Annotated in this window: 18 protein-coding genes and 1 tRNA gene; 14 read left to right on the plus strand and 5 right to left on the minus strand. The window is 43.0% G+C overall.

Going from position 1 to position 23,424, the window contains the following annotated elements:
* Positions 1 to 162 precede the first annotated feature (162 nt).
* The gene (locus tag FQ082_RS02575; RefSeq protein ID WP_149491922.1) at positions 163 to 1,497 is read right to left on the minus strand and encodes a hypothetical protein; all 1,335 of its coding nucleotides are present in this window, start codon (positions 1,495 to 1,497) and stop codon (positions 163 to 165) included.
* Between the two features lie 625 nt (positions 1,498 to 2,122).
* Here FQ082_RS02575 and mrdA point away from each other — a divergent pair.
* From mrdA to scpB, 8 genes are all read left to right on the plus strand, one after another.
* Positions 2,123 to 4,111 carry a penicillin-binding protein 2 gene (mrdA, locus tag FQ082_RS02580; RefSeq protein WP_149491923.1) on the plus strand — a complete coding sequence of 663 codons (1,989 nt, stop codon included), beginning with the start codon at positions 2,123 to 2,125 and terminating at the stop codon, positions 4,109 to 4,111.
* Between the two features lie 36 nt (positions 4,112 to 4,147).
* Complete coding sequence (gene rsmD / locus FQ082_RS02585; RefSeq protein ID WP_020443836.1) at positions 4,148 to 4,834, plus strand: 16S rRNA (guanine(966)-N(2))-methyltransferase RsmD; 687 nt, start codon at positions 4,148 to 4,150, stop codon at positions 4,832 to 4,834.
* Positions 4,835 to 5,045: 211 nt separating this feature from the next.
* On the plus strand, positions 5,046 to 5,474 hold the full coding sequence (gene rplM, locus FQ082_RS02590; RefSeq protein WP_010199223.1) for a 50S ribosomal protein L13: 429 nt from the start codon (positions 5,046 to 5,048) through the stop codon (positions 5,472 to 5,474).
* Between the two features lie 10 nt (positions 5,475 to 5,484).
* Positions 5,485 to 5,871 (plus strand): 30S ribosomal protein S9, encoded by a 387-nt coding sequence (gene rpsI, locus FQ082_RS02595; protein ID WP_011514071.1) that lies wholly within the window; start codon positions 5,485 to 5,487, stop codon positions 5,869 to 5,871.
* Positions 5,872 to 6,135: 264 nt separating this feature from the next.
* Positions 6,136 to 7,227, plus strand: coding sequence for a lipid A biosynthesis acyltransferase (locus FQ082_RS02600; protein WP_149491924.1), 1,092 nt, complete (start codon positions 6,136 to 6,138; stop codon positions 7,225 to 7,227).
* A 125-nt stretch (positions 7,228 to 7,352) separates the two neighbouring features.
* Entirely contained in the window at positions 7,353 to 8,438 is a 1,086-nt protein-coding gene (locus tag FQ082_RS02605; protein WP_149491925.1) for a tryptophan--tRNA ligase, read from the plus strand.
* Positions 8,439 to 8,470: 32 nt separating this feature from the next.
* A complete protein-coding gene (locus tag FQ082_RS02610; protein WP_149491926.1) occupies positions 8,471 to 9,337 on the plus strand; it encodes a segregation and condensation protein A in 867 nt (288 codons plus the stop codon).
* 57 nt (positions 9,338 to 9,394) lie between these two features.
* Positions 9,395 to 9,955, plus strand: coding sequence for an SMC-Scp complex subunit ScpB (scpB, locus tag FQ082_RS02615; protein ID WP_149491927.1), 561 nt, complete (start codon positions 9,395 to 9,397; stop codon positions 9,953 to 9,955).
* Positions 9,956 to 10,063: 108 nt separating this feature from the next.
* On the opposite strand, the gene lolA is transcribed toward scpB, so the two are convergent.
* The 3 genes from lolA to rplU form a co-directional block, all read right to left on the minus strand.
* Entirely contained in the window at positions 10,064 to 10,765 is a 702-nt protein-coding gene (gene lolA, locus FQ082_RS02620; protein WP_149409638.1) for an outer membrane lipoprotein chaperone LolA, read from the minus strand.
* A 360-nt stretch (positions 10,766 to 11,125) separates the two neighbouring features.
* Complete coding sequence (gene rpmA / locus FQ082_RS02625) at positions 11,126 to 11,383, minus strand: 50S ribosomal protein L27 (protein WP_010199200.1); 258 nt, start codon at positions 11,381 to 11,383, stop codon at positions 11,126 to 11,128.
* 94 nt (positions 11,384 to 11,477) lie between these two features.
* Entirely contained in the window at positions 11,478 to 11,789 is a 312-nt protein-coding gene (gene rplU, locus FQ082_RS02630; RefSeq protein WP_011280837.1) for a 50S ribosomal protein L21, read from the minus strand.
* Positions 11,790 to 12,490: 701 nt separating this feature from the next.
* Between rplU and FQ082_RS02635 the strand changes: the two genes are divergently transcribed.
* From FQ082_RS02635 to hemB, 5 genes are all read left to right on the plus strand, one after another.
* Entirely contained in the window at positions 12,491 to 13,420 is a 930-nt protein-coding gene (locus tag FQ082_RS02635) for a polyprenyl synthetase family protein (protein ID WP_223145339.1), read from the plus strand.
* Between the two features lie 544 nt (positions 13,421 to 13,964).
* The gene (locus FQ082_RS02640; protein ID WP_149491929.1) at positions 13,965 to 15,311 is read left to right on the plus strand and encodes an efflux RND transporter periplasmic adaptor subunit; all 1,347 of its coding nucleotides are present in this window, start codon (positions 13,965 to 13,967) and stop codon (positions 15,309 to 15,311) included.
* A gap of 35 nt (positions 15,312 to 15,346) precedes the next feature.
* Entirely contained in the window at positions 15,347 to 18,583 is a 3,237-nt protein-coding gene (locus FQ082_RS02645) for an efflux RND transporter permease subunit (protein WP_149491930.1), read from the plus strand.
* Positions 18,580 to 20,400 (plus strand): efflux transporter outer membrane subunit, encoded by a 1,821-nt coding sequence (locus tag FQ082_RS02650; protein ID WP_149491931.1) that lies wholly within the window; start codon positions 18,580 to 18,582, stop codon positions 20,398 to 20,400. The genes FQ082_RS02645 and FQ082_RS02650 overlap by 4 nt, the downstream gene beginning before the upstream one ends.
* A gap of 255 nt (positions 20,401 to 20,655) precedes the next feature.
* Positions 20,656 to 21,663: a porphobilinogen synthase gene (gene hemB / locus FQ082_RS02655; RefSeq protein WP_149491932.1), complete on the plus strand. Its 1,008-nt coding sequence runs from the start codon at positions 20,656 to 20,658 to the stop codon at positions 21,661 to 21,663.
* 256 nt (positions 21,664 to 21,919) lie between these two features.
* Here the strand turns inward: hemB and FQ082_RS02660 are convergent, their stop codons facing one another.
* Positions 21,920 to 22,897: a glutathione S-transferase family protein gene (locus FQ082_RS02660; protein ID WP_149491933.1), complete on the minus strand. Its 978-nt coding sequence runs from the start codon at positions 22,895 to 22,897 to the stop codon at positions 21,920 to 21,922.
* 296 nt (positions 22,898 to 23,193) lie between these two features.
* Here FQ082_RS02660 and FQ082_RS02665 point away from each other — a divergent pair.
* A tRNA-Val gene (locus tag FQ082_RS02665) sits at positions 23,194 to 23,270 on the plus strand.
* Positions 23,271 to 23,424 lie beyond the last annotated feature (154 nt).

A 23,424-nucleotide genomic window follows, 5' to 3' on the forward strand; every position in this document is an offset into this window, starting at 1 on the left:
AGTACTTGTTACTGCTTGTAGTTTAAGCGATTGTTATTATCTAGATAGCGCCCTAAGCCATTGCAGCTTAGGACGCTTACAACATGGTACATTAGCGTCAACTTGTCACGTTTCTGTATCCACTCTGTATGCGATGTGTGTAAAGAACCTAAAAAGTGCTCATCACTGCATGGATGGGAAAAACACCAATACCAGATGTAGCCAACCTGCCAAAAATCCCGTTAAGCCGCCAAGCACAATTAGCGTCATCTCATCTTCACGAAAGGCAGGACGTAATAAGTTTTGGAATTCATCAGGCGTCAGCGCTCGGATGCGATCACGAAACAGTCCAAATATCTTACTGGCACGACTTTCATTGAGCTCAGGGTCCCTTAGTGGCACCATCGTTGCAACGATAGATTTATCAATGATGGTATTTTTTAATTGCCCAAACTCGCGGCGACCCAGTCCTAATCGTAAAGTCGTATTAATCACTGGTGACTCTAAGACTTTATACAGATGCGACTTCATCAATTCACGCGTCTCAATAGCGCGGTCACCATACATCATCTCATTCATGATGTTCTCAAGCGTCACCAAATCTTTGACCACAATCTCAGCAAATACTTCAGATACCTCTTCTTGGCGCTTCATAAAGCCGCCTTGGAGTCGATATCGAGCGATATGCGGTAATTGTGGCTTAATAAAAGGAAAACCGCTCTGTAGCGCAAAAAACTTCACATAACGGATAAAATGCGGCTCTACAGGATTAAATACCATCCAAATCGCAATCCAATTGGTCAAAAATCCCCAAATGGCCGCAAAAAACGGTACTGTCCAATGTTGCGGCACTACCAAGAATATAAACATTTGGATAATGCCAAAAATCAGCCCAATCAAAGCACTAATATGCCAAATAAAATTGATTTCTTTTTGTCCGACTTTTAAGAACATATTGACCATCAAACGACGATCACTTTCCATCTTATTGACAATCATCTTGCGCATATCGACCAAATCTTCGACATGATAGGTCAAGTCAGTCACCAAAGATTGCATAATGCTTGGCAGCTCTTGGTGCGCTTGGGCATAGACACGGCGCTTGAGCGCATAAGGCAGATTGCCCCAAAGTGCTGGCGAATGATCAAGCATAATTTCATCAATCAAGTTTTCAAGGTTTTTATCAACCGCCTCAGTGATGAACAGCGCCATCTGATCTGGTTCCATAGCCTGAAAAAACTCATCAAGCGAGCCAAGCTTAGATAGCGTCTGATCAACAATTACACCAGATATCTTACCCGCTTTTCTTGGCACAATACCTTGCCAGCCAAGACCTGGTAGCCCAAAGAATGGGAAATTAGGAATGCGTATACCGCGAAACTTAATCGGGTAAAACAACATCTTGAGCGCCATCCAGACATGAATCCATGTCACAAATGCTGTCACTGGCGGAATGGTAAGCATGGCAAAAAACTCAGGGTGCTCAGCGATTGTTTGCCACAATGAAGTTACATCCATGACTTTATGTATCCTTGCCGTGATGATCGATGTTGACCAAATATTCTGAGCACATTAACAATGCTTAGCAATAAGAAGCCCTCTCCCCAATAACTACTACAAAATAAATCGCCTGATTTTAGCATACTTGCCATTCATTAGCACATGTAGACCCTAGGCAAGTTGTGACTAGAGATGACACGTTTTACACTGCTACTGCGGCATAAAAAATCCTTAAAATAATCTACTGGCGTATGACCAGTAACCGATTTGATAAATACTTCTTTTGAATTTACTCGGTGATTAGATCCGTTGTGAAATGGGTCACCAACCACAGTCGTATGCATAATGATGCCACCTTTTATAGCGGTGATAAAATAAATGACTGTCTACTGCGTCATTGCTTTTGATCTGTTATAATTTGCCGTTGTCGTTTGCGAGATGTTTGTAGGTCTATGATGATAATATTTCAGATATTGAATGCTTCTTATATCACGCTATGTTGTTGAAAGTCCTTAACTTATCCTTTATGCTCACCTCGCTTTGTCTACATGATATTTGACATGGTCGACTGCTACTTCATAAATACCTCCTTTGATAACTTTTTGATTTATTGTCTCACTGACTGTTTGGGTACTGACTTTATATGAACAAACCGCTCACTCCTGATACCGAACAGGTCAATCGCATTTTCACCAGTCGCATTCTTATTCTTGGATTAATCATATTTGTGGGCTTGCTAGGGCTAATAGTACGTTATGGATTTCTGCAAGTTTTTGCTCACGATAAATATACGACCCAAGCAGACAACAATCGCATCAAATTGATTTCTGCCCCACCAAGTCGTGGTTATATTTATGATCGCAATGGCGTTATCCTCGCTGACAATCAGCCGGTTTTTACTGCTATGCTCAGCCCTGATGAAGTCGAAAACCCTGAGCGTACCTTACAATTACTCGCGCCCATCTTTGATTTGACGGATGAAAATATCACCGATATTTTGGCGCGTGTGAGTAAAAGTAAAAATGATCCGGTAACCATCAAGATTGACTTAACCGAGGCGCAGCTGGCGCAGTTTAGTGAACGCAAACCCTTTTTTCGCGGTGTTAGCATCCAAAGTAAGCTCACACGCTCATACCCGTATGATGAACTTTTTGCCCATGTTATTGGCTATATCGGACGTATTAACGACAAAGAATCGAAGAGAATTAATAAAGATCGCTATGCCGGTACCGACCTTATCGGTAAGATTGGGATCGAAGATTATTATGAAGATATTTTACTTGGGCAACCCGGTTATCAGTCAGTAGAAACCAACGCGCACGGCAATGTGCTGCGTCAACTCGATACTAAGCCACCAATCGCTGGCAACGACATCACCTTAAGTTTAGATTATGGGTTGCAGGTTGTGGCGCAGCAGCAGCTTGATGGCAGGCGCGGTGCCATTGTGGCAATAGACCCCAAAACCGGCGATGTACTAGCCTTTGTCAGTAATCCAAGTTATGACCCAAACCCCTTCATCTCCGGCATCTCATTTAAAGACTATGATGATCTGCGTGAAGATTTGGATCAGCCGCTTTATAACCGTGCCCTACAAGGTACTTATCCACCGGGTTCAACCATCAAGCCCTTTGAAGCCCTAGGCGGTATTCATTATGGTCTACGTAACTGGGAAACCACTATCTACGACCCAGGTTATTTTAGCCTGCCAGGTGACTCCCACCGCTTTCGTGATTGGAAAAAAGGTGGTCATGGTACCGTCGATCTCAAAAAATCAATCGTAATGTCAGTCGATACTTATTATTATAAATTGGCGTATGAGATGGGCATTCAGCGCTTACATGACTGGATGGTACGTTTTGGCTTTGGCGAAGAAACTGGCATTGACTTGCCCAATGAAAAATCCGGAATTATGCCTTCACCAAAGTGGAAAAAAGACACGTACGATAAGGGTTGGTTACCGGGTGAGACCATCTCTGTCAGTATTGGTCAAGGCTATTTCTTAGCGACGCCACTACAGATTGCCAATGCAACGGCCATGACAGCGAGTAAAGGTCTTCATATTACTCCGCATCTCTTAAAAAGTAGTGACGGTGCGGCAGCAGTCGATGTCATCACCAAACCGGATGGCAAGATTGATTATAATGGCAAACCATCTGACTGGCTGCGTATGCATGATGCTATGGAGCAAACGGTCAAGGCAGGTACTGGACGCGGTATATACACACCGCGCTATCGTATCGCCGGTAAAACGGGCACCGCGCAAGTAAAATCCATTGCTCAGGGTAAAAGCTATAACAAATCCGCGCTGGATAAGCGCCACTGGGATCACGCTTGGTTTAATGGCTTTGCGCCAGTAGAAGATCCACAAATCGCCCTAGCGGTATTGGTCGAAAACGGCGGTGGTGGTAGTGTCGTTGCTGCGCCTATTGGGCGAGCCTTGTTTGATTATTGGGTATTACAGCGCGACACCAATCCTATTTTGCCGCCCACTGCTGATCAGCTAAAGGTTATTAAACGGCAAAAAACATTTGAGAAAGCCATGCGTGATGCGATACGTGAAAAAGAAGACAAAGCACTAGAAGCCGCAAAAGAACAGGCTCAAACCGCTACAACGACAGCGACTTCTGACTAACATATTCAGTATAGAGTAGATAACTAAGCTAATTTTATGAAAAAATCTTCAAGCGCGCGTAAGCCTAATAAAAATCAAAAAACCAAATCTATCACGGCTGGTGATGTACGTATTATCGGTGGTCAGTTTAAACGCCGTATCGTACGTTTTATTGATGCAGAAGGATTACGTCCGACCCCAGACCGGCTACGTGAGACCTTATTTAATTGGCTGATTTCTGATATTCATGACGCTCAAGTGCTCGATAGCTGCGCCGGTAGCGGCGTCTTAGGTTTTGAAGCCTTATCGCGCGGTGCTGCTCATTGTATTTTTATTGAAATGAATGCCGCCCAAACTCAAATGCTACGCCAAAGTGCCGAGATGTTACGTCTTGATAGTGATAACCATAAAATCATTCAGGGCACAGCCGAACAAGTTCTACAACAAAAGCAGCTTGTACCGCGTCCCTTTGATATCGTGTTTATAGATCCACCTTATGCTAAGGATTTATGGCAATCTATTTTGACCACTTTGTTTACCCAAAATCTAATCAATACAGACACGCTTATCTACCTAGAAGCGGATAAAGATTTAGATGAGCAATTGAGCCAACTGGCAACGGTTTTTAATACCACGCTAGCGCTGCAAAAAAACGATGAATCACAAACATTGTATTTTGATTGTCTGAAACAGACCAAAGTTGGACAAGTTGTTGCTGGACTTTATCGTCTATTATCGTCATAATTGTCCGGTTAATGAATTCTGTTAATAAAATTTATAAATGTTTAAAACCGCTAAAAAACTGGCCAACGCTGCAGTTTAATGTATATAAGGCGAAAATAAACCCCAATGCAGCTTGCAAGCGTAGGCGCTACTGCTTATAATGTGCAGTCTGTTTTTTGAGAGCCCCGTTCCCAGCTAAACTCTCAACGAATTCTAATTTTAAGGTTTTATCATGAAAACACTTAGTGCAAAACCAGCTGAAGTGACCCATGACTGGTATGTCGTAGATGCTGACGGCAAAACCCTTGGTCGCTTAGCCACTCAAATCGCTACTCGCTTACGTGGCAAGCATAAGCCATCTTTTACGCCGCACGTTGACACTGGTGACTTTATTGTTGTCATCAACGCTGACAAAATCACGGTAACGGGTAAAAAAGCGCAAGATAAAAAGTACTATCGTCACAGTGGCTACCCAGGTGGTATTAAAGAAACCAACTTCAGTAAACTGCTTGCACATAAGCCTGAAGATGTTCTACACAAAGCGGTTAAGGGTATGCTTCCAAAAGGTCCTCTTGGCTATGCGATGATCAAGAAGCTGAAACTTTATGCGGGTACTGAACATCCACATGAAGCACAGCAACCTAAAGCACTAGACATCTAAGGATACACTTATGGAACGCAATTACGGAACTGGTCGCCGCAAAACTTCTACCGCTCGTGTCTTTTTAGCGAAAGGTACTGGTAGCATCGTTGTTAACGGCAAACCACTTGATGAGTATTTCAGTCGCGAAACGTCGCGCATGGTTGTTCGTCAGCCTTTAGAATTACTTGATACCCCTACTGCTTATGACCTTTACATCACTGTAAAAGGCGGCGGTATTAGTGGTCAAGCTGGCGCAATCCGTCACGGCATTACGCGTGCATTGATTGAGCTTGACGAATCTAACAAACCTGCTCTAAAAGCAGCTGGCTTTGTTACTCGTGATTCACGTCAAGTTGAACGTAAGAAATTGGGTCTACGTAAAGCACGTAAACGTCCACAATTCTCAAAACGTTAATCAAAGCTATCTCTTATATTTCTGCAACTGCTGTCTTTATCTCAGAGCAACAGCTGCAGCATTAAATATAAGAATAGATTTGCAAAACCTTATAAGCTGTCCGCAGCTTATAAGGTTTTTTTATGCCTGATGCTTTTATAAAAAACGATTTTCATATATAACTATCTTGCCTATAAATCTGTCTTAACAAAGGATAAATCACCTTGCAAAGTCTCGCTTACTACCCCATCATAATCATAACTTTTCATTACTAGTAACAGTCTTATGAAAGCGCCTGAACAATACGATCCTAGCAAATCTGCCTCAAAGAGCAGCATGCCGCCACCAAGTATACAGCCGCCTGCTAAATCTCCGGCTCTACCTGTTGGCACACCGACGATTACCCAAACGCATAAGCAGACCGATCAAGCAGAAAAGAAACCTTTTGAATGGCAGTTTTTAATGCCTAAATATTGGGGTATTTGGCTATTATTTGCTATTTTTTTGCCGCTGATTTATCTACCGCTACGGTGGCAATTTTGGCTCGGTCGCAAGCTTGGTATTTTGATCTATAGTGTCGTAGGCTCACGCCGTCGTGATACCTTAATTAACCTCAAACTGGCATTTCCAGAAAAGCCAGAAGTGGAACGTGAGCTCATGGCAAAGCAAGTCTTTGTCAATCAGGGCATTGGCGTATTTGAAACTTTATGCGCTTGGTTCCGTCCGAATGTTTTTACCCGTACAGTGTCTATCTCAGGGTTACAGCACCTTGTGAATGCACAAAATGAGGGTCGCGCGGTCATCTTATTGGGTGCCCATTATACGATGCTTGATCTTGGCGGGATGCTCTGTACCCAGTTCTTCCCAATGGATGGTATGTATCGTCCGCAAAATAACGCATTGCTTGATTGGTTCATTTATAATGGGCGCACAAGTATTCTGAGTAAACAAATCTCCAACCGTGATATGCGTAGCCTCGTTGGCTCTCTTAAAAAGGGTCGTGTGATTTGGTATTCACCGGATCAAGATTATGGTCTAAAACAAGGGGTCATGGCGCCATTCTTTGGCGTACCAGCAGCAACTCTGACGGCAACGCGGCGATTGGCAACCTTAGGCAATAAAGAGCATCCACCAGCGGTAATGGCGCTGCATACTTATCGACAGACGCCAGATAATTTGCCACGTGGCAAACGCCCCCATTATCATCTGACGATTACGCCAGAGCTGGAGAACTATCCAAGTGATAACGAAGTGGCTGACGCGACTCGCGTTAATGAAGTACTAGAAGGCTTGATTCGTATTGATCCCACTCAGTGGATGTGGTTCCATCGCCGTTTTAAAAATGGTCCCGAAGGTCGTAGAGATATCTATAAGTAAGCTTTTATTCCCACGAAAATCACTGGCAAAATTTGCTATAATTTACAGCTAATATTTTTTGCTATTATCAGCAGATATATAACCATAAATTTATAATAACTTGATCAATAAATAACGGATTTCCCATGAGTAATAATCAGATTTCTGACGGCCAACCTACTATTAATAGCTCAGCAGCCAAACGCATCCTTACTGGTATCAAACCGACTGGCACCCTACATCTGGGTAATTACGTTGGCGCGATTCGTCCAGCGATTCAGTCTATCCAAAACAGTGACGACGAAGCATTTTTCTTTTTAGCAGATTATCACGGTATTATTGGTTGTTATGACCCTGATATTATTCATGAATCGACCAAAGCCATTGCAGCAACTTGGATTGCCTGCGGTCTTGACCCTGAGCGCGTGACTTTTTATCGTCAATCAGACGTGCCTGAAATCCCAGAACTTGCTTGGATATTGAACTGCTCATGTGCAAAAGGTCTGATGAATCGTGCGCACGCTTATAAAGCGTCAGTCGATATCAATATGGAAAAGGAAGATGTTGATCCCGATCAAGGTGTTAACATGGGGCTGTTCGGCTATCCGGTACTGATGGCAGCCGATATCTTGATGTTCAATGCTACGCATGTGCCTGTTGGTCGTGACCAAATTCAGCATATTGAGATGGCACGTGATATTGCCGGTACTTTTAATCATCGCTATAAGTCACTGTTTACGCTACCATCTGCTGTTGTAGATGACGATATCCCACTACTCACAGGTCTTGACGGGCGTAAAATGAGTAAGAGCTATAGCAATACCATTCCTCTATTTGGTGATCTAAATCCACAAGTTAGCAGTGAAAAGCAGATGCATAAAGCCATTATGAAGATCGTCACCAACTCGCAGTTGCCTGCTGAGCCAAAAGACCCTGATGACTCTGCTATTTTCGAGATTTATAAAGCCTTTGCAACGCCTACTGAGATTGCCGATATGCGTGCGCAGTTTGCCGCTGGTATTGGCTGGGGCGATGCCAAACAAGCGTTGTTTGATAAAATCAATGATGAAGTTGCCCCATTCCGCGCACGTTATGAGGAACTGATGGCAAATCCAAAAGAGCTAGAAGAAATCCTACAGATGGGTGCAGAAAAAGCCCGCCGTCATAGTCGTAAGCAACTGGATAAGACCCGCCGCGCTATTGGTATCCGCCCACTTGCCAAACTTAAGTAAATTATTATTTACGATGACCATAGACTGCTATCATGCAAAGTAAGCGATTAATTGAGTCTAGCGCAGAGATTCATGATATGTCTCTGCGTATCTATCAGACGCCTGTACAGCATTTACCAGAAGATCTTTACGTGCCACCACAAGCATTTGCTATTTGGTTAGAGCAATTTGCTGGACCGTTAGATTTTTTATTATATCTGGTCAAAAAAAACAACGTTGATCTGACGCAAATGCCAATACTGCCTATCACTGAGCAATACTTGGCTTACATCAGCGAATTAGATACCGAGCACTTTGAGTTGGCCGGTGATTATCTATTGATGGCATCAACCTTGATTGCGATCAAGACTGAGTTGTTACTTCCTAAACCAGAAACACCTAGTGATGAGCGCGATCCAAAAGCTGAGCTGATTGAGCGTCTTGAAGAATATGCCCAAGTCAAAGCTGCCAGTCAACGTTTAGACAATTTAATCCGACTAGAGCGCGATGTGTTTTTGGCGATGGTCAGTATGCCAAGCCAAGACATTATGAATGCTGAGCTGCCAAGCTATTCACCTATTCTATTGATTGATAGCTTGTTTAAGATGCAGCTGCAACCCGACTATCAGATGCATAGCATCAAGGTCGATGCTGTGCCACTTGCTGATCGTATCGCTAGTATCAGTCGCCAACTGAGTATGAACGGCACGCGCTCTTTTTATGAACTATTAGATAAAGCCCAAGGAAAAATAGGTGTGGTGGTCAGCTTTGTCGCGGTGCTTGAATTAATCAAGCGCCAACTCATTGGTGTGGTTGCTAATAATACGGACAGTCGTGTTAACACAGCAAATAACGCTGATATCAGCCTGCCGACTCATAGCGATTTACTCGGAAAATTGACGTTAGAATGGTTAGCATAATCCTAACTGGCTTTATAGTAAGTCTAAAATCATTAAACTGAAGAAGATTATATTGAAATGGCAGATATAGACGACCCTAAAGACCACCTACTATCTATTGAAGACATAAGTAAACAGATTGAAGTTTTACTTCATGCTTCAGAAGCACCCTTAACTACTAATCACTTAAAAAAACATCTCTCCTTGACGACTAATAAGTTAGAGCAGGCACTAGAACTGCTAAAGCAACGCTTAAATCTTGGCGTATTAAGTTTGCATCATACTGCCAGTGGTTATCGCTTACAAATCTCTGATAGCCATAGTGCATTAATACAGAGTGTCTTTCCGCAGCGTCAAGAACGTCTCAGCCAAGCCTTGCTAGAGACTTTGAGCGTGATTGCTTACAAGCAACCGGTGACACGTAGCGATATAGAACATGTGCGCGGCGTGACGCTATCGAGCAACATATTGCGTCAATTGTTTGATAAAGGCTGGATTGAAGAAAATGGTTACAAAGATACTTTAGGGCGTCCGGCATTACTGCATACTACGTCTCAATTCTTAGATGCTTTTGGACTGAGCCATTTAGATGAGCTACCGCCCATGCCAGAGATAGACAGTATCAGAGCATCCTCTTAAATAAATCCGATAAAATACTCTTGCTCAATAAAAAAGGACACGCCTATTAGGTATGTCCTTTTTTATTATTCTAATCAGCTAGCTTAATGAATAAAATGCTGATCACTTCTACTGATTGATAATATCAACACCTTTTGGCGGTGTAAACTTAAACTGATTGCTGCTAATGCTTGGGTTCATTTTGATACCGCTAAATTTAATAGAAGTAGTCTGTCCTAAGCTATCATTTAACACCATCATCACAGGCTTGCCACCGCTAAAGCTCATTGATAAGCTTTTAAAGCTAGCACTATCTGACTTTGGATACAGCACATAGTAGTTTTTATTGGCATACGGCTGGGTGATTTTAAAGTTCTTATCGATTTTACTTGGATCACCTGATAGTAATAGCGCTGGCGTATTACCCACTTGGCTGTCTACGTTTTGTTTAGTGGCTTGCTCCAAGTCCTTATCATAAACCCACATCGAGCTACCATTTGCCACAATCAGCTGCTCTGACGGTGACTTGGTTTCCCAGCGGAAATTATTTGGACGTTGCACGCTCATGGTACCACTGAACGTACCACTATTAGCGCCTTTAGTCGTCTGGCTAAAGTTGGCCGTCATGCTCTTAGTATTGGTCAACAGCTTGTTTAAACGCTTAGCTGCCGTTATATTGTCAGCTGGCGCTGCTGTCGCCGATTGCGTTATCGCCATCATAGGCGCTGCGACGCCAAGCGTAGTCATTAAGACGCCTGCCAATGCTCCGCCCATCATCTTTTGTTTTAGCGTTGTTGTCTGTTTGGTCGATTGATTAGTCAGTAAAGTCATTATAAATCCTCTCTAAAAATGCAAAATAGCATAAAAATAAAACGTTTTATCAAATTTTTGTTTTCGGTAAATGTTTATCATACGAGTACAAAACCAGTGTGATAAAACAATGAGGACAGTGTGCCAGTTTTTTTATTACGCGCCTAGTCATGATTTGCAATCATTACTACTGCTGGCATACAGGCTTGTAAATACAACAGTTACAAAGTAATAAATAGCCTTTATTGTAGTTTTAACCGTTTTAATCAGTGGTTAACATAAGCTTATAAGCATAAAAAACCCCTACTACCAAACGGTAATAAGGGCTTTTTTAGTCATCAAATTATTTTATCTAAAAGATAAAACAATCTAGATGGGCAACTAGGCGCTTTCAACCATCACATAACGACGGTTAAATTTACCTTTGGTCGCAAACTTTACCACACCGTCATTTAGTGCAAATAAAGTATGGTCACGACCCATGCCAACACCTTCGCCAGCGTGGAATTCTGTACCACGTTGACGAACGATGATGTTACCAGCGACGATGGCTTGACCGCCAAAGATTTTTACGCCTAGCATTTTTGGGTTTGAATCACGACCGTTACGGCTTGAACCGGCAGCTTTTTTATGTGCCATGAGAAAATCTCCTTGTTAATGTGACTTATCGCTAATGCGACAACTCTTAAGCTTTTAGTGCGTTATTAATTATCAATAAACTGATAATCGTTAATTAAGCATTAATCGCTTTGATTTTTAACAAGGTATACCATTGGCGGTGACCTTGCTCTTTGTGATAATGCTTACGACGGTTGTGCTTGACGATACGGATTTTTTCGCCGCGACCATGCTCAACAACTTCAACTTCAACACTAGCGCCTTCAACGATAGGCTGACCGATCTTGACAGTTTCACCATCAACAATCATCAACACATCTTCAAATTTGATTGTTTCGCCTGTTTCTGCTTTAAGTAATTCAACTTTAAGCAATTCATTAACGACTACACGGTGCTGTTTACCACCAGTTTTGATTACTGCGTACATTGTATGACTCCGTTTAACCCGTGTGCCGTGGCTGATATCATACCAACACTTCGACGACGAACACGACAGGGAAAAATTAAAGGCAAGATTTTACGGCTTTTTGCTGATAAAAGCAAGCCGCACCTCTTGTTTTTGTATGGTGGTGATACCAAAAATCTATACTTGTATCAGACACAATGTCATTGATTAATCAGCGCAATGTATATCGCTATTAATATAGACTGCCTAATAACACGCAGAGATAGTGGTTAAAATCCAACAGCGGCTATTATAGCTTATCTAATCAGATACTTACAGTTTTTTGTAAATAGACATGTAATAAGTATCTATTCATTAGTCATCGTTGTTTGGATCACTTAGCTGCTAATAGCTACTTACCAGTGATTTGCTGATTTTCGCCATAATAAACGCTGTAATATTCGCCTGAACCTCAAGCGCCGTATCGCATTTTGCTATACTTAAATCAACAATATCACTAGACAGCTATGCTATCATGCATAAAACGCTGGCTTTGCTAAGTATCACTATTAAAAGTATCGCTATTAAAATATTCTTTATTTTTATTGGTATGATTATCTATTATGACTTGTACTCCTTTATCTAAAACCGCTGCGCCATTGTCTACCGCGCCATCAGTCAATCTATCGTCTACACCAACCTATGCTGATATCCAGAGCATTGTGGCTGATGATTTCGATATTATGGACAAACAAGTGTTTGGCAGCCTTAATTCCAAAGTTAAGCTAGTGATGAATGTCTCACAGCACGTGATTAACGCTGGCGGCAAACGTATGCGCCCATTAATTACCTTGTTATGCGCGCGAATGCTTAATGATGAGCCATCGAAGCAAGCCATGCATTTGGCAGCGATTACTGAGATGCTGCATACGGCAACCTTGGTACATGATGATGTTATTGATGAATCAGGACAGCGCCGTGGTAAGCCTACTGCCAATGCCACTTGGGATAATGCGACAGCTGTCTTGGTCGGCGATTATTTGATTGCTCGTGCTTTTAATTTATTGGTGGGCTTTCAAAGCTTGCCACTATTGCAAGTGTTTTCAGACGGTACTTGTGATATTGCTGAAGGTGAAGTATTACAACTGCAGCATCAGCATAATCCCGAAGCAACTGAGCAAGATTACCTCAATATCATCGATGGTAAGACTTCACGGTTATTTATGATGGCAACTCAAGGCGCTGCGATTTTGCAAGGTCAAACGCAGCATTTGCAAGCGTTGGCTGATTTTGGTCAGCACTTTGGCAATGCTTTTCAAATTGTCGATGACGTGCTTGATTACAGTGGCGATAGTGCGCTGATGGGTAAAAATCTCGGCGATGATCTAGCTGAAGGCAAACCTACCCTACCTACTATTAAAGCGCTAGAGCTATTAAAAGGCAGCAACAAAGAAGGCTATGAGCAGCTGCGTATCGCCGTCCAAACCGGCAAAACACCTAATGCAGAACAGTTAATCGCCTTAGTACGACATTCAGGCTCACTAGATTATTGTAAACAGCGGGCTTTAGAAGAAACAAAGCTTGCCCAACAAGCACTCAGCAGTTTGCCGGATAATCGCTATCGTCAGGGCCTATACCAGCTGACTGAACTTGCCAACGCTCGCTTATTATAATTATCAAATAACAACGCTTAGTTATTATTTATATTGCTACTACATTGATAAGACTCAAATCGATACTGCTTATATTGATATAAGCAGTTAAATCTTTTTGTTGCTAAATTTTTACTTAATTATTGCTATAGCAATGTTTTTCTGAACAGACTAAATATTGCTTCTTATTTGTCTCCCTTTATTAATAATGCACTTCTATATTTTTTAAATAAACAAAATTTAACAATGTTATCCCTGACTAGACAATGTAAATTTTGCCCTTCATTTTTAGCGTAATGCTTGTGTTTTCAATAGGTTCTAATCTTTTATTATCATAAACGGCAATGATAGCCGCCAGAAACGGTTTTTTTCGCCTTGACTGTGGGGTATACCCTATAGTTTATAATCTCTTATTAAATTTACTTATCCGGTTATTGAACATTCGATGTACTGTGATAACGATAAATGCCTATTAGTTTTTTATATTTTCTACGTTAAGATGTATCCATAAACTTTTTATACTGTCACTATTTATTATATGATATTTATATTGCCGAGGACATTGATGAAGCACTCTTATCTTGCGCTTGTAATAGCAACTGTACTATCTGGAGCTGTACTGGTTGGCTGTGACAAAAAAGAGGATGCCGCTGGCGACGCGGCGGCGGCACAGCAACAAATGCCGCCCTCCGTCGTCAACGTTCAGACTGTTACTTTTGATACCGTACCACAAGTACAGACTTTTGCTGGACGTACAGCGGCTTATCAAACCGCTGATGTCCGCCCACAGGTGAATGGCATTATCGACGAAGTGTTGTTCCGTGAGGGCAGCAACGTCAAAAAAGGTCAACCTTTATATCGCATCAATACGGATAACTATGCGACGTCTATTACCAGTGGTCAGGCAGCAATAGCCCAAGCAGAAGCCAACTATCAGACGGCATTGGCTAATAATGCCAATGCAAAAGCGGATTTGGCCAGCCGTCAAGCGTCATTATCACAAGCACAAAATGATTTGCAACGTCTGCAAGGTTTGGTGGCTATTGATGCCATCTCAAAGCAGCAATACGATCAAGCACAAACCGCTGTGCGTACTGCACAAGCAGCTGTCCAAAGCGCCAATGCTGCTATCGGTCAATCACAAGCCGGTATTGAAAGCGCAAAAGCGGGCATTCAAACCGCTAAAGCTGGCTTGCAAGCGAGCACTTTAGATCTCAATCGTACCATCGTACGTGCGCCTATCTCAGGTCGTACAGATCGCTCTAGCGTCACTGCCGGTACATTGGTTAGCTCAGGTCAACCTACTCCTTTAGTAACTATCTCACGCCTAGATCCTATCTATGTCGATATCAGTCAATCATCTTCTGAACTGCTTAAATTGCGTCAGCAGATCTCTGCAGGCAAAGCAAAAACTGGCATGAACTCAGTTGAATTGGTGTTAGAAGATGGTTCAACCTATCCTGTACGTGGCGAGTTGGCATTGTCAGAAGCGAAAGTCGATGAATCAACAGGGGCTGTGACATTACGTGCAGTCTTCCCAAATAACAGCAATATCCTATTACCCGGTATGTATGTCAGCGCTCGCTTAACTCAAAGCGTGATCACCAACGCAGCACTTGTTCCTCAAAGCGCCGTGATGCGCTCGACCAAAAGCGAGACGCAAGTTTATATCGTTGATGAAAACAACAAGATCCAAGTTCGTCCGGTTACGATTAATGGTACTTATCAAGGACAATGGGTAGTCACTGACGGTCTTCAAGCTGGCGATAAAGTAGTGATTATTGGTGGCGCAAAAGTGAAGCCTGAACAAGAGGTTATTGCGAAGCCATTAGAAAATCCAAACCCTGCGCCTGTTGCAAAAGAGGCTGCTGCCAAAACACCGCAGCAAGCTGCACAATCAGCTGCCAAATAATTCCATTCAAAGCTAGGAAGACTTAGGGATTTACTATGTCACGTTTTTTTATTGATCGCCCTATTTTTGCATGGGTGATGGCTATTTTAGTCATGCTTATCGGGATAATATCGGTTATCAACTTGCCGATTGAGCAGTATCCGGCGATTGCGCCACCAACCGTCACGGTCAGTGCCAGCTACCCTGGTGCGAACGCTGAAACCGTTGAAAACTCAGTGGTACAGATTATTGAACAGCGCATGAAGGGTCTCGATGGCTTGATGTATATGAAGTCATCAAGTTCATCAAACGGCAGTGCCTCTGTACAGCTGTTCTTTGAGAACGGTACAGATTCTGATACCGCACAGGTTCAGGTACAGAACAAATTACAGGCTGCGATGAGCTCACTGCCTGAGCAAGTACAGCGTCAAGGCGTCAACGTTAATAAAGCCTCTGAAGGGTTCTTAGCCGTGTTTGGCTTTGTCTCTGAAGACGGTAGTATGGATCCTGCTGATATCGGCGATTACATCAACTCTAATGTCGTGGATCAGCTCAGCCGTGTTGAAGGCGTTGGACAAGTTCAAGCGTTTGGTGCCTCTTACGCCATGCGTATCTGGCTAGATCCTGAACGCTTACGTGGCTATAGCTTGGTGCCATCTGATATCGTCAATGCTGTACGAGCGCAAAACGCGCAAGTATCAGCGGGTCAATTAGGTCAAGCGCCTGCTGACGTCGATGAGCAAGTTATTAATGCGACCGTCACTGTACAGAGCTATCTAAAAACACCTGACGAGTTTAAGAATATTCTACTAAAAACCGATACATCAGGGGCTCAAGTACGCTTAGGCGATGTTGCAAAGGTTGAAATTGGTAGTGAAGATTATAGTACTATTGCCTTATTTAATGGCCAACAAGCCGCAGGTCTTGCCGTATCACTCGCAAGTGGTGCGAACGCGCTTGAAACGCGCGAATTGGTCGGTAATCGAGTTGCTGAATTAGAAGCAAATTTCCCTATCGGTCTAAAATCAGTTATTCCTTACGACACGACTCCATTCGTACGTTTGTCTATCGAACAAGTGGTCAAGACCTTAATAGAAGCGATCGTATTAGTATTTATCGTCATGTTCCTTTTCTTACAGAACTGGCGCGCGACTATTATTCCAACGCTTGCCGTACCTGTGGTACTACTAGGTACGTTTGCAGTACTGTATATTGCAGGGTTTAGTATTAACGTCTTAACCATGTTTGCGATGGTACTGTCCATCGGTCTATTGGTCGATGATGCGATTGTCGTGGTAGAAAACGTCGAGCGGTTACTGGAAGAAGACCCCCATATTTCTATTAAAGACGCTACGATACAATCAATGGGTGAGATTAGTAAAATTGTTGTCGGTATCGCGCTTATCTTATCAGCGGTATTCGTTCCGATGGCATTCTTCGGGGGCTCAACGGGTGTCATTTATCGTCAGTTCGCCATTACCTTGATTACCAGTATGGTACTGTCGGCACTGGTTGCACTTATCTTTACCCCTGCCCTTTGTGTGACGTTACTGAAACGTAGTAAAAGTCATGAAAAAGGCAATAGCGAAAATCAAAAAGGCTTCTTTGGTTGGTTTAACCGCTCTTTTACTAAAACAAGTCAATCTTATGAAAAATTTGTCGGTAAAAGTTTCCGTTTTAAATGGTTATATCTGATTGTCTATGCTGCCATTATCGGTATTATGGCAGTGGTGTTCTTGCGTATTCCTGGCTCGTTTTTACCAGAAGAAGATCAGGGCATCATGTTTACCGCCGTACAGCTGCCTGCTGGTTCGACACTAAATGAGACGCAAGCGGTACTCGATAAAGTCAGCGCTTACTATAGTGGTCAAGAGCCAGATAATGTGGCGTCAGCGTTTACTATTGCGGGCTTTAGTTTTGTTGGACAAGGACAAAACGTTGGTATTGCCTTCGTTAAATTGAATGACTGGGCAGATCGTAAGGGTGAAGAAAATACTGCGCGAGCAGTTTCTGATCGTGCACAAGGTTATTTCTTTACCCAAATCAACGAAGCAACTGTTTTTAATATCATCCCCCCAGCGATTAGTGGGCTTGGTAATTCTAGTGGCTTTGACTTGATGCTCCAAGATTCAGGTAGCGTCGGGCACGAAGGTTTGTTAGAGGCGCGCAATATGCTCCTTGGCATGGCCGCGCAAAACGATAAAGTAGCTGGTGTACGTCCAAACGGACAAGAAGATGCGCCGCAGCTTAAAATTGATATCAACCAAGAACAAGCCGCCGCTTATGGTTTGTCCATGGCAAATATCAATAGTGTGATCTCAACCGCATGGGGTTCAAGTTATATCAACGACTTCGTCGACCGTGGTCGTGTTAAGCGCGTGTTTGTGCAAGGTGAGCCTAGTAGCCGTACCAATCCTGATGATATCGGTAAATGGTATGTCCGTAATGACAGCAACGAGATGATCTCATTTGATGCTTTCTCTAGTAGTAAATGGGAAACTGGTTCACCGGGTCTCACGCGCTATAACAGTTTGGCGTCAATGAATATCCAAGGTAGTGCAGCCCCTGGTCTTAGTACTGGCGAAGCAATGGAGGCCATGGAAGCCATGGTTGCACAGCTACCAGACGGCATCAGTTATGAATGGACAGGTCTATCATTAGAGGAGAAAAAATCAGGTGCCCAAGCGCCGATGCTATATGCTATCTCAATCTTAGTGGTATTCTTATGTCTTGCTGCCTTGTATGAAAGCTGGTCAATTCCATTCTCAGTACTGTTAGTCATTCCGCTTGGGGTATTAGGGGCGGTTCTATTTACTTGGATCCGTGGTTTATCCAATGATGTTTACTTACAAGTCGGTCTACTCACGGTGGTTGGGCTCTCAGCCAAGAATGCCATCTTGATTATCGAGTTTGCAAGGGACCATCAAGCGGAAGGTTATACCCTAAAAGAGGCCGTCATGACCGCTGCACGTCAGCGTCTGCGTCCTATTATTATGACCTCGCTTGCCTTTGGTCTCGGTGTTGTGCCATTATTCATCGCTACAGGTGCCGGTTCTGGTAGTCAAAATGCCATTGGTACCAGTGTGGTCGGTGGTGTTGTCACTGCAACATTACTAGGTATCTTCTTTATTCCGATGTTCTATATCTGGGTACGTAGTATGTTCCCGCACAAGTATGAGAACAACAAGCCAAACGATAGAGATAATGATAGCAATGGCAGCGCACCTGAGCCAATAGAGCCGATGCCTTCTGAGAATTATCAGCCTGTAAGCCTTGGAGATAATACACAATGAGTGTTCAAAAAATAACGACCTTTAACTCAGCGACGGTGGCATTTTCTGCTACCAACGCCCAACCAACGCTATCACGCTTACGCAAAAACAGTGGCCGTTTGCTTGGCTTAACGGCTTTGGCATTCAGCATGGCGGCTTGTAATACCATTCCAAAGGCTGATACACGTTCTGTATTGGCGGTGCCTAATATTCCGATCGAACAAACCTATGGCGCGTTTGATAAAGAAACTGTTAGTAGCGCTGAGCAAGCCAGTCTTGCTAGTCAGCGCTGGCAGAACTTTTACAGCGACGAGCGTTTAAAGGGTCTGATTGCTCTAGGTTTAGAGAACAATAAAGACTTTGAGAGTGCGCGTTTAGCGATTGAAAAAGCCCGTGCACAATATCAAATTACTGATATCAATGACCTACCTCGCATTGATGGTAATGCTGGCTATTCGCGCGCGCGTCAACGCGGACAAACAGGCGATAACTATAATGTTAACCTTGGTCTTGCCAATTATGAGCTCGACTTTTGGGGTAAAATTGCCAGCTTAAAAGATCAAGCGTTGCAGAACTTTTTATCAACGACAGCGGCAAAAGACGCGACCCAGATCAGTCTGATTAGCAACATTGCTCAAAGCTATGCTAATTTGAGCTATAGCTTGGCGCAGCTACAACTGGCAGAAGCGACTGTAGAGAGCCGTGAGAAATCGCTATTTATTGCTAGCAAACGCTTTGAAGCCGGTATTGATCCTAAGCTGCCCTCTTTACAATCTAGTGCCTCACTTGAAAATGCTCGACTTGCCGTTTTACGTGCCCAAAGCAGTATTTTAAAATCACGTAATGCATTGCAGTTTTTAGTTGGTGGACCAATTCCAACCAATCTGATTCCAACGCCTGCGGTCAGTAATATCACAAGTCAGCAAGTATTTAGTGCTGGCTTGCCAAGTGAGCTGCTACGCTATCGTCCTGATGTGTTGCAAGCAGAGTATAATCTAAAAGCAGCTGGTGCGAATATCGAAGTGGCGCGTGCGTCTTACTACCCTTCTATCAGCTTAGCCAGTAATGTTGGCTTGAGCAGCGGCAGTTTGAATGACCTATTCAAAAGTGGTTCTGTCGGCTGGTCATTCGGTCCAAGCGTTAGTGTGCCTATCTTTAATGCTGGTCGTTTAGATGCCAATTATGATGTGGCACAAATCGAGCGTAAGCAGACGCTTGCAGGCTATGAGCGCTCAATTCAAACCGCTTTCCGTGAAGTGTCGGATGTCTTAGCTACCCGTGCAACTTTGGGCGAGCAGTTAGAGGCGCAGTATCGTTTGCAAGACAACTTTGAGCAAACGTATCAGATTGCTGATGCGCGCTTTAAAGCAGGTATCTCAAACTATCTAGACGTTCTTGATGCTCAGCGTTCGTTATTTTCAACACAGCAAGGCATTTTGGATTTAGAGCTGCAGAAAATCATCAGCCAAATCGAGCTTTATCAAGTATTGGGTGGTGGTGCCAATCTAGATGTACCTACCGTGATTCCTGTACCGCAACATAGAAATCTGGTACAAGTAGTCAATGCAGCTGCCAATAGTAACAAGGCAAAAGCTACTGATGCTATCGATGCGGCAAGTTCTGCGCGTGTGGTTTCTGCTCAAGAAGCCCTCGCCATTAAACAGGCACAGCCAGTAGAAAAATCGACCTTTAAGCCAACGGCTGTGGTCGATGTCAATAACGATGGCAAGACTGATGCTGCTCTCGGGGTGATTACTGAAGAAACCACCTCAAAAGAGACTCGCATTAAAGAAGTCAGTGTTGAGCAAGTACCAGTCACGCAGATTATTGAGCCATAAATCTTTATAAAGCCCTAAGCGCGTGACGTACTTTTATCGCGTTGATATTCGATAATTACAATCAGCCCTACTGACTCATTATAGTAAGTCGGTAGGGCTTTTTGCTTTTGAGAGTGCTTTTGCTTTTCATAGCTGGTATTGGGTATAGTATTGACATTGTGTGACGTATCTTTTTAAAAACCTCAATAGAAATCTCATTAAAAACCTCAGTAATTAAAAAAATAACCGTGATTGCCATTCAGATAAGGAAACAATATGACTTATACTTTTAACCGCCAATTCCCTGAAACTCGCCTACGTCGTTTGCGTTATAACGACAATATACGGGCGATGATTCGTGAAGTTGAGCTGCATCCCAAGCACTTTATCGCGCCCGTTTTTGTATTAGAAGGTACTAATGAGCGTCAACAAATCGCTAGTATGCCGGGGGTTGAGCGCTTGTCGATAGACCTGCTCATTAAGCACGCCAAGGACTTGTTAAGTGAAGGCGTCACGACCATCGATATCTTCCCAGTAATTGATAACTCACTAAAAACCCCTGATGGTAGCTCTGCTTATGATGAAAACGCTCTCACTGCACGTGCGGTAAAAGCGGTCAAAGATGCTGTGCCAGAGATGGTCGTCATGACCGATGTGGCATTGGACCCTTATACTTCACACGGTCAAGATGGCTTGCTGGATGAATCAGGCTATGTCGTAAACGATGCAACGGTTGAGGTGTTGGTCAAGCAGGCATTGGTTCATGCCCGCGCCGGTGCCGACATCATCTCTCCTAGCGATATGATGGATGGTCGTATCAAAGCCATGCGTGATGCTTTTGAAGCTGAAGGTTTTGTGAATACCGCTATCATGGCGTATTCAGCAAAATACGCTTCTGCTTATTACGGTCCATTCCGTGATGCGGTCGGTAGTGCGGGCAATTTAAAAGGTGGGCATAAGAAGCAGTATCAGATGGACTTTGGTAATCGTGCTGAAGCGCTACACGAAGTTGCCATGGACATTAATGAAGGCGCGGATATGGTGATGATTAAACCGGGTCAGCCATACTTGGATTTAATCCGTGAAGTCAAAAACACCTTTGGTGTACCAACGTTTGCATACCAAGTCTCTGGTGAATATGCCATGCATATGGCAGCGATTCAAAACGGCTGGCTCACGGATGCGGTGATTTTAGAATCACTCATTGGCTTCCGCCGTGCAGGTGCCGATGGTATCTTGACCTATTTTGCATTAGAAGCGGCAAGACAGCTGAATAACGCTTAATTTCAGCATATTTTTATATATAGTTAATCCACTTTTAAAAGGGTACAGAACTACTGGGTCTAATTATTCGCAGCCTCTGTCTGCGTAGGCACAGCAAGCAAGAAAAATTAACCCCAGTAGTACCTTATTATATTTGTATTTCTTTTACTTAGGACCGGCTATACTAAAAAAACCGTACCCGCGACTTTATAGCAGCGGGTACGGTTTTTTATTTCTTTATCCCAAAAACTCAAACAGCATTTTATAAAATAGCACTCTATAAATATGCTCGCCCATGCGGCTTATCAAAGTCAATAATAGGACCAACCGGTATCACTCCAGTTGGATTAATCGTTGCATGACTGATGTAATAATGTGCTTTGATATGTTCCATATTCACGGTGTCTTTAATACCCGATACTTGATACAAATCACGCAGATAGCCCCAAAGATTGGGATAATCAACGATGCGCCGAATATTACATTTAAAGTGTCCAACATAAACGGCATCAAAACGCACCAAGGTCGTGAATAAGCGCCAATCCGCCTCAGTTATTGTATTACCTATTAAGTAACGTTGGTCTGCCAAACGCACCTCTAACGTATCTAGCGCAGCGAATAGTGCAACGACCGCTTCTGTATAAGCAGCTTGCGTGCTCGCAAAACCAGCTTTATAGACACCATTATTGATAGCATCATAGACAAATGTATTTATCTCATCAATTTCTACTATCGCATCGGATGGTAAAAAATCGCCAGCTACTGCCCCAACGTCATCAAAAGCTGAGTTAAACATACGAATAATCTCAGCAGATTCATTGCTGACGATGGTATTGGTCTTTTTATCCCATAATACCGGTACTGTCACCCGTCCCGTATAATTTGGCTTTGCCGCGAGATAAACTTCATATAGATAACTTGCATTGATAATAGGGTCAGCGACAACACCTACACCCTCTGCAAACGTCCAACCTTTATCGCCCATAAAGGGATGAACCACAGACATCGAAATAATATCTTCTAAACCTTTGAGTCTGTGGTAAATCGTGGTGCGATTTGCCCATGGACATGCCAAAGAGACATATAAATGATAACGGTTGGCTTCGGCTTGAAAACCACCTTGACCCGATGGACCAACACTACCATCTAACGTTACCCAATTTCTAAAGCCTGCATCTTCTCGCTCAAAGCGTCCACCGCTAGATGCTGTATCATACCATTTATCCTGCCAGTGCCCATCGACCAATAAGCCCATACGGTGCTCCTAACCCTTTCACTGTTAACTTAACTTTATTAGATACTATTTGATTATCATCAGAGTTGTTTTTCTATTATCTGCAATAGTGTTACTAGACTGCCCAGTACCAAGAGACTTATCGCTATTGACAATAAAAACTAAATTATAATTCTATTATAGCAATTAAAACTACATAAAAATCCTTATTTGAGTGTCGATACAAAGCCCAATCGCAAGATCACAATAATAAGGCAGTTTTATTATAAAAAAGGCTTGCAAAATAGTGGGAACTTGATAGAATACTCAACCTAAATAGGCGTATAGCTCAGTTGGTTAGAGCGCTACCTTGACATGGTAGAGGTCAGCAGTTCGAGTCTGCTTATGCCTACCAAATATTTAGAAAGCCCCAGTCTAACGACTGGGGCTTTTTTTTGTCCGTGAAATATGGGCTGTAGGGGAAAATCCTTATTGGTATCGCTCTATAATCACAAGTATTTAAGCTCTATAAAATTGCTCAAAAAAGCGACGGTGACCAAAACGTGACC

The sequence above is a fragment of the Psychrobacter sp. ANT_H56B genome (assembly GCF_008369245.1).
Classification (GTDB): domain Bacteria; phylum Pseudomonadota; class Gammaproteobacteria; order Pseudomonadales; family Moraxellaceae; genus Psychrobacter; species Psychrobacter cryohalolentis.

Coding starts and splice junctions, on each gene's coding strand:
- rpsI (WP_011514071.1), top strand. CDS start 5,485: ATGGAACGCAATTACGGAACTGGTCGCCGCAAAACTTCTACCGCTCGT.
- FQ082_RS02635 (WP_223145339.1), top strand. CDS start 12,491: ATGGACAAACAAGTGTTTGGCAGCCTTAATTCCAAAGTTAAGCTAGTG.
- rplM (WP_010199223.1), top strand. CDS start 5,046: ATGAAAACACTTAGTGCAAAACCAGCTGAAGTGACCCATGACTGGTAT.
- FQ082_RS02610 (WP_149491926.1), top strand. CDS start 8,471: ATGCAAAGTAAGCGATTAATTGAGTCTAGCGCAGAGATTCATGATATG.
- rsmD (WP_020443836.1), top strand. CDS start 4,148: ATGAAAAAATCTTCAAGCGCGCGTAAGCCTAATAAAAATCAAAAAACC.
- rplU (WP_011280837.1), bottom strand. CDS start 11,789: ATGTACGCAGTAATCAAAACTGGTGGTAAACAGCACCGTGTAGTCGTT.
- FQ082_RS02640 (WP_149491929.1), top strand. CDS start 13,965: ATGAAGCACTCTTATCTTGCGCTTGTAATAGCAACTGTACTATCTGGA.
- FQ082_RS02575 (WP_149491922.1), bottom strand. CDS start 1,497: ATGGATGTAACTTCATTGTGGCAAACAATCGCTGAGCACCCTGAGTTT.
- rpmA (WP_010199200.1), bottom strand. CDS start 11,383: ATGGCACATAAAAAAGCTGCCGGTTCAAGCCGTAACGGTCGTGATTCA.
- FQ082_RS02660 (WP_149491933.1), bottom strand. CDS start 22,897: ATGGGCTTATTGGTCGATGGGCACTGGCAGGATAAATGGTATGATACA.
- lolA (WP_149409638.1), bottom strand. CDS start 10,765: ATGACTTTACTGACTAATCAATCGACCAAACAGACAACAACGCTAAAA.
- FQ082_RS02600 (WP_149491924.1), top strand. CDS start 6,136: ATGAAAGCGCCTGAACAATACGATCCTAGCAAATCTGCCTCAAAGAGC.
- FQ082_RS02645 (WP_149491930.1), top strand. CDS start 15,347: ATGTCACGTTTTTTTATTGATCGCCCTATTTTTGCATGGGTGATGGCT.
- scpB (WP_149491927.1), top strand. CDS start 9,395: ATGGCAGATATAGACGACCCTAAAGACCACCTACTATCTATTGAAGAC.
- FQ082_RS02605 (WP_149491925.1), top strand. CDS start 7,353: ATGAGTAATAATCAGATTTCTGACGGCCAACCTACTATTAATAGCTCA.
- hemB (WP_149491932.1), top strand. CDS start 20,656: ATGACTTATACTTTTAACCGCCAATTCCCTGAAACTCGCCTACGTCGT.
- FQ082_RS02650 (WP_149491931.1), top strand. CDS start 18,580: ATGAGTGTTCAAAAAATAACGACCTTTAACTCAGCGACGGTGGCATTT.
- mrdA (WP_149491923.1), top strand. CDS start 2,123: ATGAACAAACCGCTCACTCCTGATACCGAACAGGTCAATCGCATTTTC.